The organism is Streptomyces sp. NPDC007808, assembly GCF_042868655.1.
GTDB lineage: Bacteria > Actinomycetota > Actinomycetes > Streptomycetales > Streptomycetaceae > Streptomyces.
Genome location: NZ_JBIAEQ010000002.1, coordinates 694,891 through 707,913, shown reverse-complemented (window position 1 = coordinate 707,913; position 13,023 = coordinate 694,891). Strand labels below are relative to the sequence as shown.

The window sequence follows — 13,023 nt, the reverse complement described above, 5'->3', positions numbered from 1 at the left end:
TGCGCCCCCGAAGCAGAGCCCAGCCTAGGCGGAGTTACCGTGGACGGGCACTACAGCGAAGGAGTTCCGCGCCATGGAGCACAACCCCCCGGCCACCTGGCTCACCGAGGCCGCGAGCGCGGCCGAGCAGCAGGGGGCGGGGATTCTGCTCCGGGTCGTGCTGATCGTGATGGTCGTGGGCTGTGTGCTGACCGCGTGGTTCCTGCTGCGGGGCTACAGGCGGAAGGACGAATGAGTCCGGGGGAAGGTTCCCCGCGGGCCGGCGGTGGTGCTCCAACGGTGGAGTCGGCGTGATCGCCCTCATGGCGCCCGCTTACCATGAGCCGACATCTTTATCCCGCCCACACCCGATAGGTCACGCCGAAGATGAGCTTCCACAGCGCAGCTGCCCAGTTGGTCACCCTCGCCGCCGAGGGCGAGGAGCACGGTGGCAACCACAACAGCATCAGCCCGTGGCTCACCGGGGGTGGCGCCTTCGTCATCCTCATGCTCCTGCTGTGGATCACCACCCGCTTCAACCGCGACCGCTGAGTCCCGACCAGCCCTTTCCCGGCCCGCCCCGACAGCGGCGGCCGGAGCCTTCGGACGGGGCCGGTAGGGTCTGCACGCATGGGAGAGCAGGACATGCCTACCGGCCCCGGAAACGGCCCGACGAACCCCGGCAAGCGCCGCCTCGGCGTCATGGGCGGAACGTTCGACCCGATCCACCACGGCCACCTCGTCGCGGCCAGTGAGGTCGCCGCGCAGTTCCACCTCGACGAGGTCGTGTTCGTGCCGACCGGCCAGCCGTGGCAGAAGAGCCACCGGCACGTCTCCCCGGCCGAGGACCGCTATCTGATGACGGTCATCGCCACCGCCGAGAACCCGCAGTTCTCCGTCAGCCGCATCGACATCGACCGCGGCGGCCCGACGTACACCGTGGACACGCTGCGCGACCTGCGCGCGCTCAATCCCGACACGGACCTCTTCTTCATCACCGGCGCCGACGCCCTCGGCCAGATCCTGACCTGGCGGGACTCGGAGGAGCTCTTCTCCCTCGCACACTTCGTCGGCGTCACCCGGCCCGGCCACCACCTCGACGACGCCGGGCTCCCGGAGGGCGGCGTCTCGTTGGTCGAGGTACCCGCACTGGCCATCTCGTCCACCGATTGCCGCGCGAGAGTCGCAAAGGGAGACCCCATCTGGTATCTGGTGCCGGACGGAGTCGTGCGCTACATCGACAAGCGCGAGCTGTACCGCGGCGAATGAGGCGAGTGAGCCGAGAGGGGCGACGGTGAACGACCGATACGACGCGGGGTACGGGGCCGACCAGTACGAACTCGTCGGCTACGACGAGTACGGGCAGCCGGTGTACCGACAGGTGCCGCAGCGGCAGACGCCCCAGCAGCAGTACGACCCTTACTCACAGCAGGGCTACGGCTACGATCCGTACGCGACCGGCGGACAGCAGCAGGCCTACGACCCCTACGGATCCGGTGACACCGGTCCGCAGCCGCCCACGCCCGCCTACGACGCGTACGGCACCACGCACCAGCAGCAGGGCGGCTCCCAGGCGTCGCCGTACGACCCGTACGGCCGTACCGCGACCAGCGGACAGCAGCACCGCGTCGCCGAGCAGACCGCCTACATCCCGCAGCAGGCCGGACCGGTCGAGGAACCGCAGAGCCAGGACCGGGGCGGACCGGAGTACCACACCGAGCAGTTCGCCTTCGTCGAGGAGCCCGACCAGGACTCCGAGGACGTCATCGACTGGCTGAAGTTCACCGAGAACCGCACCGAGCGCCGTGAGGAGGCCAGGCGGCGGGCACGCGCGCGTGTGATCGCCCTCGTGGTCGTCCTGTCGCTCGCCGCGGTCGGAGGCGTCGGCTACCTCTGGTACGCGGGGAAGCTGCCCGGCCTGTCCTCGTCGGACGACAGGACGGGCACCGGCACACCCGTGAGCGCCCAGAAGCGGGACGTGATCGTCGTCCACCTGCACAACACCGGCAAGGGCGGCACCTCCACGGCGCTGCTCGTCGACAACACCACCACCAAGCAGGGCACCACCGTGCTGCTGCCCAACTCGCTCGCCCTGACCGGCGACGACGGCAACACGACCACCCTCGCCAAGTCGGTCGACGACGACGGTTCCGCCGGCACCCGTGACGCCATCGACACCGTCCTCGGCACCGAGATCCAGGGCACCTGGCGCCTGGACACCCCCTACCTGCAGAACCTCGTCGACCTCGTCGGCAACATCGAGGTCGACACCGACACCGACGTGCCCGACCCGGACGCCAAGTCCAAGGGCGCCGCGCCCCTCGTCCGCAAGGGCGAGGCCCAGACCCTCAGCGGCAAGACGGCCGTCGCCTACGCCACGTACCAGCGCCCGGGCGAGGCGCAGAACGCCCAGCTGAAGCGGTTCGGGCAGGTCATGCAGGCCGTGCTGCGCAAGATGACCTCGGACACGCAGGGCGCCACCGTCACCGTGCAGACGCTCGGCATGATCATCGAGCCGCCGCTGACCGACAAGGACCTCGGCGCCTTCCTCGCCAGGCTCGCCGACCTCGCCAAGGGCGGCGACTACAGGACGACCGTGCTGCCCGTCCAGACCGACGGCACGCTGAGCGCCCGGGCGAGCGCCGGAGTCGTCAAGGACGTGCTCGGCGGCACCGCCAAGAGCCCCGAGAAGGACGCGGCCGTGCGCGTGTCCGTCCGCAACGCCAGCGGTGTGAGGGACAACACCGACAAGGCCCGGGTGGTGCTGCTCAACGGCGGCTTCACCTTCCTGGAGGGCGGCTCCGCCGCCACCGCGGCCACCTCCCGGGTCGTCTACACCGACCCCGCCGACAAGGAGGACGCCACCGAGGTCGCCAAGACCCTGGGCCTGTCCGCCGGCGCCGTCACCAAGGGCGAGGTGCCCGGGAACGCGGACGTCACGGTGGTCCTGGGCCGGGACTACACACCCGCGTCCTCGTAGGCCGGAGACCCGGGGCACCCCACGTGAGCCGCTAATCACGTGGGGTGCTGTCGGCGGTCCGTGAGACCCTTGAGGTCTATCGAAGCCAGTCTCCGCCGACCGAAAGCCTTGTAGTGACCGCAACCGACCGTTCCCTCCAGCTCGTCACCACCGCCGCCCAGGCGGCCGCCGACAAGCTGGCGCACGACATCATCGCCTACGACGTCAGCGACGTGCTGTCGATCACGGACGCCTTCCTGCTGGCCTCCGCACCCAACGACCGTCAGGTCAAGTCGATCGTCGACGAGATCGAGGAGCGGCTTCTGAAGGAGCTCGGCGCCAAGCCGGTGCGCCGCGAGGGCGACCGCGAGGCCCGCTGGGTGCTGCTCGACTACGTCGACATCGTCGTGCACGTCCAGCACAGCGAGGAGCGCGTCTTCTACGCCCTGGAGCGGCTGTGGAAGGACTGCCCCGAGCTGGAGCTGCCCGACGACGCCAAGGCCACCCGCGGCAAGGCCGAGGAGCACGCCAAGCTGCAGGCCGCCGAGGAGGAGGCCGAGCTGGGCGGTGAGTGGCGGTGAGCTCCCACAGCGAGACCGCCAGGCCCGGCCGGGGCCGCCGCGTCATCCTCTGGCGGCACGGCCAGACCTCCTGGAACGTCGAGCGCCGCTTCCAGGGCACGACCGACGTCGCCCTCACGGAGACGGGCCTCGCACAGGCCCGCCGCGCGGCCCGGCTGCTCGCGGGCCTCAGGCCCGACGCGATCATCGCCTCCGACCTCCAGCGGGCCGCGCGCACGGCCGCCGAGCTCGCCACCCTCACGGGTCTCGACGTGACCCACGACGAGAGCCTGCGCGAGACCTACGCGGGCGTCTGGCAGGGCCTGACGCACGAGGAGATCATCGCGCAGTACGGCGAGGAGTACGCCGCCTGGAAGCGCGGTGAGCCGGTGCGCCGCGGTGGCGGTGAGCTGGAGACCGAGGTCGCCGACCGCGCCGCGCCCGTCGTGCTCCGGCACGCCGAGAAGCTGCCCGACGACGGCACGCTCGTCGTCGTCAGCCACGGCGGCACCATCCGCACGACCATCGGCCGTCTCATCGGCCTGGAGGCCCGGTACTGGGAGAGCCTCGGCGGGCTGTCCAACTGCTGCTGGTCCGTCCTGGGCGAGGGAGCCCGCGGCTGGCGCCTGCTGGAGCACAACGCCGGCACCCTGCCGGAGCCGGTGCTCGGCGACGACGACTGACGCCGGGTCCCGGTCGGGGCGACCCGGGACCCGGATTTCACTTTCTGGCAGGTCGCAGGCTAAAGTTCTTCTTGTTCGCCCCGCCGGGGAGGGAACGCAAGGGGCTATAGCTCAGTTGGTAGAGCGCCTGCATGGCATGCAGGAGGTCAGGAGTTCAATTCTCCTTAGCTCCACAGCAAGATCCCGCCGGATCGGACAGATCCGGCGGGATCTTTCGTTTGCCGGGATCGCGGTCCTGAGGGGCCGTCTCCTCAAGGCGCCTGCCTCCAGGGACGTTGTCGGCAGGGGGCGTTGAAAAGGGGCCGCCCGATCCCGGACGGCCCCTTCACGCGCGCGTGCTCAGTTGCCGCGTCCCAGGGCGCGCCTGCCGCGGCCCTGCGAGAGGACCGGAAGGTTGTTGCGGGACGTGTCCTGTCCGCGCGTGTCCTCCTCGATGCGCAGGGCCAGGGCGGGGCAACGGCGCACCGCGCGCAGGGCCTTGGCCTCCGCGTAGCGCGGCACCTTCGCCTGGGCGACCGTCGGGAACCCGTCGGCGCCCAGTTGGAAGACCTCCGGGAGGATGTCGGCGCACAGGCCGTGGCCGCGGCACAGCGTCCAGTCGACGTAGATCTTCTGGCGGCTGGGGCCGTTCTCCTCCGACTCCCCGCCCGGGATGCCCGTAGGCGCCTTGCCGCCCTCGAAGAGCGGCAGAACGCCCTCCACGGGGCGCCCGCAGCCGTTGCCGAGGACGTGGGCCGCGAGGTCGTCGGTGAACGCCTTGATGGTCGACTCCAGGAACATCGCGGAGCCGTCCGGGTGCGAGCAGGCGCCGCGCCGCTTGACGTTCTTCGCGACCTGCTTGAGCGCCTCCAGAGCGGCGGGACCGCCGCCGTTGAGGATGTCCTCCATGCCGCGCGCGGCGGCCGGCAGACCGAGGTAACAGGGGCCGCACTGGCCCGCGCTCTCCTCGGCCAGCCACTGCGCCACCCGCAGCGACTCGCCCAGCGGGCAGGTCTCCTGAGTGATCGGCAGAATCGCGCCGGCGCCCAGGGCGCCGCCCACCGCGTCCAGCGAGTTGCGCGAGACGATCGCCTCGTTGACCGTCGCCGCGTCGATCCACTTGCCGTGGTAGCCGCCGGTCAGCACGCCCTGCGGGACGGGCGGGGCCCCGGCCAGCTGCAGGACGTAGCGCAGCGGCACACCGGTGGGGACCTCGATGACCATGGGGCGCGCGACCGCGCCGGACACCGTGAGCATGACGGTGCCCGGCTCGTCGTACAGGCCGGTGTTGCCGTAGCGCTCCGGGCCGATGCGGGCGGCGATGGCCAGCTGGGCGAAGGTCTCGGCGTTGGACAGCAGCGTGGGTGCGCCGCCGACGCCGTTCTGCGAGGCGCTGACCTTGCGGCCGGGCGGGATCGCCGGGCCGCCGTCGATGGAGCGGATCAGGGAGGCGGCGGCGCCGGTGACCATGCGGACGGGGTTGCGCTGCACCCACGCGCGTAGAGCGGAGCGCCGACTGTTGCTGAGCCCGCGTTCGGCGAGGGCGGCCTCCATGGAGCGCTGGGTCGATTCCCGGGTGACCCCCACCACGAGCGTGCGGGCACCCAGGGCCTCGGCGCACAGCAGGGCGCCGTCCAGAATGAGATGCGGGGCACGGTTGATCATCACCGTGTCCTTGCGGCAGGCCGGCTCGTCCTCACTGCCGTTGACCACGACGACCGGCCGGACGCCGCGCTTGATCGCGGACTCGGCGACCGAGCGCAGCTTCTTGTGGAAGGGGAACCCCGCGCCGCCGCGGCCCTTCAGGTTGATGTTCTCGGCGAGCTTGGCCAACTGCTCGCCGCCCATCGGTTCGAGCGGCCCGTGCACCTTCAGATGCATGGGCAGGTCGAGTCGCTCCACAAGGTCGAAGCCCGACGTGAGCTGGGGAAGGCCGACCACGCGGACTTCGGGTACGTCGGGCAGGGCCTCGTTCACTTAAAGCCTCCGGAAGGCGTGTTCCAAGGTTCGCCCGAACCCGGTGCGTCGAAGTCGTAGGAGGCACCGGGCAGTGTTTCAGTGGCGGGACCGCTGTTGTTGTACGTGTCGTTCTGGTTGTACGTCCCGAAGACGGCGTTCGTCTCAGCGGTGTCGTACACATCACTTGAGCCATAGCCCGAGGCGCCCGAATTGCCGTAGACCGGGATGCTGTATCCCGTGTCATTGAGCGGGTCGTAGGACGACGGGGGTGCCTCGCCGACGGGCGGTGGCGACGGGATCGGCCAGTTGCCGGACGTGCTGCCGCCGCTGTCGACGCGCGGGATCGCCTCCGTCGGCTGCATGTCCAGGGGCAGGCCCGTGCCGGAGGTCTGGTCGGAGCCGTAGGGCTGCCGGGCGCGGGAGGGGCTGGAGACCGCCCGGTAGGCGGCCGCGAAGCCGGAAGTGGACTCCTGGGCGGGGGGCGCGGGAGCCTGGTACAGGGGGTCCGTCGAGGGCCTCGCCGGGGGCTCGGAGTCCATCCGGTCGGCCCGCCTGGACCGTCTTCCCCTGCCCTCGTAGCCCGGCAGCCCGGACTCGGCGGAGCGGGCCCTGCTCGCGTCCAGCTCCTCGCGGCCCGCGGGCTCTCCGTTGCCGATGAGCTGGGTGATCCGGTCGGCGACCTTGCGCTTGAACGGGCGCGGTGCCGCGCGCAGGGCGAGGGCGGCCGCGACGCCGATGACGCACAGCTCGTAGCAGACCATGAAGAACGTCTTCGCCGGCCGGCCGGCGAACAGCCCGTGGATCAGCGCCGCGCACCAGGCGGGGTAGGCCAGCATGTGCATCGCCCGCCAGCGGGCGGCCACCGGCGCGGGGGAGGCGAAGCGGTTGCGCAGCGCTCCGGTGATGCCGACGAAGATCATGAGCATTGCGGCCAGGGTGCCGAGGCCGATCAGGAACGCGGTGCCGGCGAACTGGTCGCCGCCCGAGACGAGGAGCCCGAAGGGGATGATCGCGGCGATCCAGCTGGTGTGCTCCAGTGCCAGCTTCGCGACGATGTGCACCAGGAGGAAGGCGATCGAGGCGACCGCGGTCACCCGGTGGATGGCCTGCGCGATGATCCGCTGCCGGGTGTTGAGGATCATCCGGTCCTGGGCGACGAGTCCCCAGATCACCGAGCAGGTGAGGCAGACGAGCGACAGGACGCCGGCGCCGAAGTTGAGGAACTCCAGGAACGCGTCGTCCATGGTGCCGTCATCCGGATCGAACGGTTCCGTCGTCACGACGCGCCTCCCGTCGACACAGAGGCGGGTATGGACGGCAGCGCTGCGGCTACCGCCGTCCCTGAGGTCGACAGGCAGGGCCTGGGCGGCGAGCTGCTGTGAGGACGAGGGTTCATGGGGGCAACTCCGAACGGTTCGGGAAAGCGGTCCCGCTGCCGCACTCTAAGTGGCTCCATACCGACGGGTACGGCGTTTGAGTCATTGCGTTGTCGTCTACGGGTCGAGCGGGGCACTCGATGTCCCTTAGTGGCTGTTACGCCAGGTAATAGTTGAACTTTGTTCAGCTTTTCGGTCTCTTCACAACTCTCAGGTACGGAAAAGGGGGCTCTGTTGTTCACGTGCTCCCTCTTCAAGCCCCCGCGCGCCCCCGGTGGACGATCGTCGCGGCCCGCTCCGGCGCTGCGGTACCCTGACGCCATGCGTGCCGTACGCCTTCTGCTTAGCGAGCCGCGCTGATCAGTCCCGACCACCGGGCGAATCGGATGGTCGGAATCGGCGCGGCGTCCCCTCCTGTGCGAGGGGATTTTTCGTTTCTCAGGAATCGCAGCCGCCGGCAGAGACGATCGATGGAGCTTTGAGGATCATGAGCGAGACGAACCCCGCTGCCACCGCCGAGGTGGTCGCGCCGCACCGCTACACGGCCGCCATGGCAGCCGACATCGAGGCACGCTGGCAGGACTTCTGGGACGCCGACGGCACCTACGCGGCGCCGAACCCCAAGGGTGATCTGGCGGGCGAGCCGGAGCGGGTCGCCAAGCCCAAGAAGTTCATCATGGACATGTTCCCGTACCCCTCCGGTGCGGGCCTGCACGTCGGTCACCCGCTGGGCTACATCGCCACCGACGTCTTCGCGCGCTACCAGCGCATGACCGGCCACAACGTCCTGCACACCCTGGGCTTCGACGCCTTCGGCCTGCCCGCCGAGCAGTACGCCGTGCAGACCGGGACGCACCCCCGCGTCTCCACCGAGGCCAACATCGTCAACATGCAGGCCCAGCTGCGCCGGCTGGGCCTGGGCCACGACAAGCGCCGGTCGTTCGCCACGATCGACCCGGACTACTACAAGTGGACCCAGTGGATCTTCCTGCAGATCTTCAACTCCTGGTACGACGACGAGGCGAAGAAGGCCCGTCCGATCTCGGAGCTGGTGGCGCAGTTCGAGTCGGGCGAGCGGGCCGTGCCCGGCGTCGACGGCGGCACGCGCGCGTGGAGCGAGCTGAGCGCCACCGAGCGCGCCGACGTCCTGGGTGAGTACCGCCTGGCGTACGCCTCCGACGCGCCGGTCAACTGGTGCCCCGGCCTGGGCACCGTCCTGGCCAACGAGGAGGTCACCGCCGACGGCCGCTCCGAGCGCGGCAACTACCCGGTCTTCAAGGCCAAGCTGCGCCAGTGGAACATGCGCATCACCGCCTACGCCGACCGGCTGCTGGAGGACCTGGAGGAGCTGGACTGGCCCGAGGCGATCAAGCTGCAGCAGCGCAACTGGATCGGCCGCTCCGAGGGCGCCCGCGTCGACTTCCCGATCGACGGTGAGCGCATCACCGTCTTCACCACCCGCCCGGACACCCTGTTCGGCGCGAGCTACATGGTGCTGGCCCCCGAGCACCCGCTGGTGGAGAAGTTCACCCCGGACGCCTGGCCCGAGGGCACCCACGACGTGTGGACCGGCGGTCACGCCACCCCGGCCGAGGCCGTCGCCGCCTACCGCGCGCAGGCCGCCTCCAAGTCGGACGTCGAGCGCCAGGCCGAGGCCAAGGACAAGACCGGCGTCTTCATCGGCGTGTACGCGACCAACCCGGTCAACGGCGAGCGGATCCCGGTCTTCATCGCCGACTACGTCCTGATGGGCTACGGCACCGGCGCGATCATGGCCGTCCCGGCGGGCGACCAGCGCGACTTCGAGTTCGCGCGCGCCTTCGAGCTGCCGATCCCCTGCATCGTCGAGCCGACCGACGGCCGGGGCACGGACACCTCGACGTGGGAGGACGCCTTCGCGTCGTACGAGGCGAAGATCGTCAACTCCGCCAACGACGACATCTCCCTGGACGGCCTGGGCATCGCCGAGGCCAAGGCGCGCATCACCGAGTGGCTGGAGTCCAAGGGCATCGGTGAGGGCACGGTCAACTTCCGGCTGCGTGACTGGCTGTTCAGCCGCCAGCGCTACTGGGGCGAGCCCTTCCCGATCGTGTACGACGAGGAGGGCATCGCCCACGCGCTGCCCGAGTCGATGCTGCCGCTGGAGCTGCCCGAGGTCGAGGACTACAGCCCGCGCACCTTCGACCCGGACGACGCCGACACCCAGCCCGAGACGCCGCTGTCGCGCAACGAGGAGTGGGTCAACGTCACGCTGGACCTGGGCGACGGCCGTGGCCCGCGCGCGTACCGGCGTGAGACCAACACCATGCCCAACTGGGCCGGTTCCTGCTGGTACGAGCTGCGTTACCTGGACCCGCACAACAGCGAGCAGCTGGTCGACCCGGAGATCGAGCAGTACTGGATGGGTCCGCGCGAGGGCCGGCCGCACGGCGGTGTCGACCTGTACGTCGGCGGCGCCGAGCACGCCGTGCTGCACCTGCTGTACGCGCGCTTCTGGTCCAAGGTCCTGTTCGACCTGGGTCACGTCTCGTCCGCCGAGCCGTTCCACAAGCTGTTCAACCAGGGCATGATCCAGGCCTACGTCTACCGCGACAGCCGTGGCATCGCGGTGCCCGCCGCCGAGGTGGAGGAGCGCGACGGCGCGTACTACTACCAGGGCGAGAAGGTCTCCCGCCTGCTGGGCAAGATGGGCAAGTCCCTGAAGAACGCGGTCACCCCGGACGAGATCTGCGCCGAGTACGGTGCCGACACGCTGCGTCTGTACGAGATGGCGATGGGGCCGCTGGACGTGTCCCGTCCGTGGGACACACGCGCCGTGGTCGGCCAGTTCCGGCTGCTGCAGCGGCTGTGGCGCAACGTCGTCGACGAGACGACCGGCGAGGTCACCGTCGTGGACACGGAGCCCGACGAGGGCACGCTGCGGGCCCTGCACAAGGCCATCGACGGGGTGCGCGGCGACCTGGAGGGCCTGCGGTTCAACACCGCCATCGCCAAGGTCACCGAGCTGAACAACCACCTGACCAAGGAATATGGCGGCGGGTCCGCAGGTCCCTCGGTCGAGGCTGGTGGCGGGCGGCGGGCGGGCGGCGCCGTGCCGCGCTCCGTCGCCGAGGCCCTGGTGCTGATGGTCGCGCCGCTGGCCCCGCACATCGCCGAGGAGCTGTGGCGCAAGCTGGGCCACGAGGACTCCGTGGTGCACCAGGACTTCCCGGTGGCCGACCCGGCGTACGTGGTCGACGAGACCGTGACCTGTGTCGTGCAGATCAAGGGCAAGGTCAAGGCCCGCCTGGAGGTCTCGCCGGCCATCTCCGAGGAGGAGCTGGAGAAGGTCGCGCTGTCCGACGAGAAGGTCGTGGCGGCGCTGGACGGGGCCGGGGTCCGGAAGGTGATCGTGCGGGCGCCGAAGCTGGTGAACATCGTTCCGGCGTAGGGCTTCGGCGGTTCAGCGGTTCAGCGGTTCAGCGGTTCAGCGGTTCGACGGATCGGCGGTTCGACGGTTCAGTGGTTCGGCGGGGGATTCGGGCCGGTCGGGCCGCCGTGAGGGCGGTCGCCGGGTCGGAGGGCTCTCGGGCTCGGCGTGAGGTCGGCTCCGGGTGATCTCGGCTCGCGGCTCGGGGTGATCCCCTACGGGCAGGTTCGGGGTTCTGATGGAACTCCGGGCCTGCCCGTTGCGTTTACCGTTGAGGAGTGTGACGCGATGTGTGTCGCGACCGGCCGGAGGAGGAGTTCGTGGAAGCAGCGATCGCAGTCGTGGCCCTGCTCTTCGTACTCTTCGTGGTGCTCGGCGCCTACGCCACGGTGAAGGTGGTCGGTGCCGCGAAGCGCCGCGTGGACGAGACCATCACGCATGCCCGGCGCACGGTCGAGCACCACACCTTGCGGGCGAAGTCCTTCGCGCAGCCGGGCCCGCTCGGTGAGCTCGCCGAGCTGCGGCTGAAGCTGCGCACGTCGATGCGGGCCACTCAGGAGGCGCTGCACGCGGGCGTGAGCGAGGACGAGTCCCTCAAGGAGTCCCTCGGCCTCTTCGAACGCCTCAGCGCGCACGGGCACGAACTGGACGCCGAGCTGCGGCGCCTGGAGTCCGAGCCGGACCGCTCGGCGCTCACCGAGCGCCTGCCCGGGCTGCGTGAACGCACCGAGCGCATCGTCGAGTCGGCGGACTCGCTGCGCTGGGCGGCCCGCGAGCGTGCCGGCCGCTTCGCCGACGACGACCTGGACACCCTCAGCGCGCAGATCGACATGGAGACCGGCGCCCTGCGGCACTGGCAGCCCACGGAGCCCTCGGAGCGGGCGGAGCAGCCCTCGTCGTCGACACCGTCGGCGTCGGAAGGTTCGCCCTCGCCGCCGCCATGGCCCAAGGCACCGGCATCCGAAGCCGACTCGACGGACGAGCAGACCTGGCCGGACAGCTCTCGGACCCAGCGGTCCGAGGAGCCGACGCGGCCCGCCATCGCCCCTTCCGGGCCCCGCCCGACATACCCGTGGCAGAAGAAGACCCGCCCGGAGAGCACGACTTGAGCCCGGGAGCCCGCGCGTCGGCGGGGTCAAGGCATTGCATGCAGAGCGGGGTCGGGCTGCCGCCCGGGCGCTACGCCAGGTAACCTCCAGCTCATGTCCCGCCATGTCGCGATCGTCACCGATTCAACGGCCTACCTGCCGCCGCGGACGATGGAGCGTCACGGCATCACCGCGGTACCCCTGACGGTGGTCCTGGGCGACAAGGCCCTGGACGAGGGCACCGAGATCTCGACCCGTTCCCTCGCCCAGGCGTTGCAGAAGCGACGCCCTGTCACCACCTCACGCCCCAGCCCCGAGGTCTTCGCGGAGCACTACCGCAAGGTCGCCGAGTCCGGAGCCGCCGGCATCGTCTCGCTGCACCTGTCCGCCGAACTGTCCGGCACCTACGACGCGGCGGTCGTCGCGGCGCGCGAGGCGCCCGTGCCGGTGCGGGTGGTGGACACCGGCATGGTCGCCATGGCCCTCGGGTTCTGCGCCCTCGCCGCGGCCGAGGCGGCGGAGACGGGCGGTACGGTGGACGACGCCGTCACGGCCGCGGAGAAGAGAGCCGGGGGCACGGCCGCCTACTTCTACGTCGACACCCTCGACTATCTGCGCCGCGGGGGCCGTATCGGCGCCGCACAGGCCCTGCTGGGCTCCGCGCTCGCGGTGAAGCCGCTGTTGCAGCTGGAGGGCGGCCGGATCGGCCCTCTGGAGAAGGTACGGACGGCGTCCAAGGCGATCGCCCGTCTGGAGGAGATCGCGGCCGACCGGGCGGGCAGCGCGCAGGTCGACATCGCGGTACACCATCTCGCGGCTCCCGACCGGGCCTCGGCGCTCGCGGACCGGCTGCGGGCACGGGTGCCCGGGCTCGCCGAGCTGCATGTGAGTGAGGTCGGGGCGGTGATCGGGGCGCACACAGGTCCCGGACTGCTGGGAGTCGTGGTCTCACCTCGGTGACGCACCCGGTGGGTTGTGGGCGTGGTGAGAGCTTGTCACTCGTGTGAGTGGCGGTTATATCCACAACTGAG

The 13,023-nt window shown here is 70.5% G+C and carries 11 protein-coding genes and 1 tRNA gene; 10 read left to right on the top strand and 2 right to left on the bottom strand.

The window, feature by feature from the left end; genetic code table 11:
- Positions 1 to 73 precede the first annotated feature (73 nt).
- The 7 genes from ACFYNL_RS09450 to ACFYNL_RS09420 all read left to right on the top strand — a co-directional run bounded on the left by ACFYNL_RS09450 (position 74) and on the right by ACFYNL_RS09420 (position 4,354).
- The gene (locus tag ACFYNL_RS09450; protein WP_388799190.1) at positions 74 to 235 is read left to right on the top strand and encodes a hypothetical protein; all 162 of its coding nucleotides are present in this window, start codon (positions 74 to 76) and stop codon (positions 233 to 235) included.
- Between the two features lie 131 nt (positions 236 to 366).
- A complete protein-coding gene (locus ACFYNL_RS09445; protein WP_388799187.1) occupies positions 367 to 531 on the top strand; it encodes a hypothetical protein in 165 nt (54 codons plus the stop codon).
- A 78-nt stretch (positions 532 to 609) separates the two neighbouring features.
- Positions 610 to 1,248 carry a nicotinate-nucleotide adenylyltransferase gene (gene nadD, locus ACFYNL_RS09440; protein WP_388799184.1) on the top strand — a complete coding sequence of 213 codons (639 nt, stop codon included), beginning with the start codon at positions 610 to 612 and terminating at the stop codon, positions 1,246 to 1,248.
- A 25-nt stretch (positions 1,249 to 1,273) separates the two neighbouring features.
- Positions 1,274 to 2,959 (top strand): LytR C-terminal domain-containing protein, encoded by a 1,686-nt coding sequence (locus ACFYNL_RS09435; protein ID WP_388799181.1) that lies wholly within the window; start codon positions 1,274 to 1,276, stop codon positions 2,957 to 2,959.
- Positions 2,960 to 3,072: 113 nt separating this feature from the next.
- The gene (rsfS, locus tag ACFYNL_RS09430; RefSeq protein WP_388799178.1) at positions 3,073 to 3,519 is read left to right on the top strand and encodes a ribosome silencing factor; all 447 of its coding nucleotides are present in this window, start codon (positions 3,073 to 3,075) and stop codon (positions 3,517 to 3,519) included.
- Positions 3,510 to 4,181, top strand: a complete 672-nt coding sequence (locus ACFYNL_RS09425; RefSeq protein ID WP_388799176.1) for a histidine phosphatase family protein — start codon at positions 3,510 to 3,512, stop codon at positions 4,179 to 4,181. Before rsfS ends, ACFYNL_RS09425 begins: the two co-directional genes overlap by 10 nt.
- Positions 4,182 to 4,281: 100 nt before the next feature.
- Positions 4,282 to 4,354 (top strand) — tRNA-Ala (locus tag ACFYNL_RS09420).
- A 166-nt stretch (positions 4,355 to 4,520) separates the two neighbouring features.
- Here ACFYNL_RS09420 and ACFYNL_RS09415 read toward each other — a convergent pair.
- Complete coding sequence (locus ACFYNL_RS09415) at positions 4,521 to 6,137, bottom strand: NADH-ubiquinone oxidoreductase-F iron-sulfur binding region domain-containing protein (RefSeq protein WP_388799174.1); 1,617 nt, start codon at positions 6,135 to 6,137, stop codon at positions 4,521 to 4,523.
- Positions 6,134 to 7,363 (bottom strand): cytochrome b/b6 domain-containing protein, encoded by a 1,230-nt coding sequence (locus ACFYNL_RS09410; protein ID WP_388800568.1) that lies wholly within the window; start codon positions 7,361 to 7,363, stop codon positions 6,134 to 6,136. Before ACFYNL_RS09410 ends, ACFYNL_RS09415 begins: the two co-directional genes overlap by 4 nt.
- Positions 7,364 to 7,982: 619 nt before the next feature.
- Between ACFYNL_RS09410 and leuS the strand changes: the two genes are divergently transcribed.
- The 3 genes from leuS (at position 7,983) to ACFYNL_RS09395 (ending at position 12,952) form a co-directional block, all read left to right on the top strand.
- Positions 7,983 to 10,925, top strand: coding sequence for a leucine--tRNA ligase (gene leuS / locus ACFYNL_RS09405; RefSeq protein ID WP_388799171.1), 2,943 nt, complete (start codon positions 7,983 to 7,985; stop codon positions 10,923 to 10,925).
- 299 nt (positions 10,926 to 11,224) lie between these two features.
- Positions 11,225 to 12,013, top strand: a complete 789-nt coding sequence (locus ACFYNL_RS09400) for a hypothetical protein (RefSeq protein WP_388799168.1) — start codon at positions 11,225 to 11,227, stop codon at positions 12,011 to 12,013.
- Positions 12,014 to 12,106: 93 nt separating this feature from the next.
- Complete coding sequence (locus ACFYNL_RS09395; protein ID WP_388799165.1) at positions 12,107 to 12,952, top strand: DegV family protein; 846 nt, start codon at positions 12,107 to 12,109, stop codon at positions 12,950 to 12,952.
- The last annotated feature ends 71 nt before the right edge of the window (positions 12,953 to 13,023 follow it).

What these genes read in the sequence shown, in the direction of transcription:
- ACFYNL_RS09445 (WP_388799187.1), top strand. Translation starts at nt 367, where the DNA reads ATGAGCTTCCACAGCGCAGCTGCCCAGTTGGTCACCCTCGCCGCCGAG.
- nadD (WP_388799184.1), top strand. Translation starts at nt 610, where the DNA reads ATGGGAGAGCAGGACATGCCTACCGGCCCCGGAAACGGCCCGACGAAC.
- ACFYNL_RS09410 (WP_388800568.1), bottom strand. Translation starts at nt 7,363, where the DNA reads ATGGACGACGCGTTCCTGGAGTTCCTCAACTTCGGCGCCGGCGTCCTG.
- ACFYNL_RS09395 (WP_388799165.1), top strand. Translation starts at nt 12,107, where the DNA reads ATGTCCCGCCATGTCGCGATCGTCACCGATTCAACGGCCTACCTGCCG.
- ACFYNL_RS09450 (WP_388799190.1), top strand. Translation starts at nt 74, where the DNA reads ATGGAGCACAACCCCCCGGCCACCTGGCTCACCGAGGCCGCGAGCGCG.
- leuS (WP_388799171.1), top strand. Translation starts at nt 7,983, where the DNA reads ATGAGCGAGACGAACCCCGCTGCCACCGCCGAGGTGGTCGCGCCGCAC.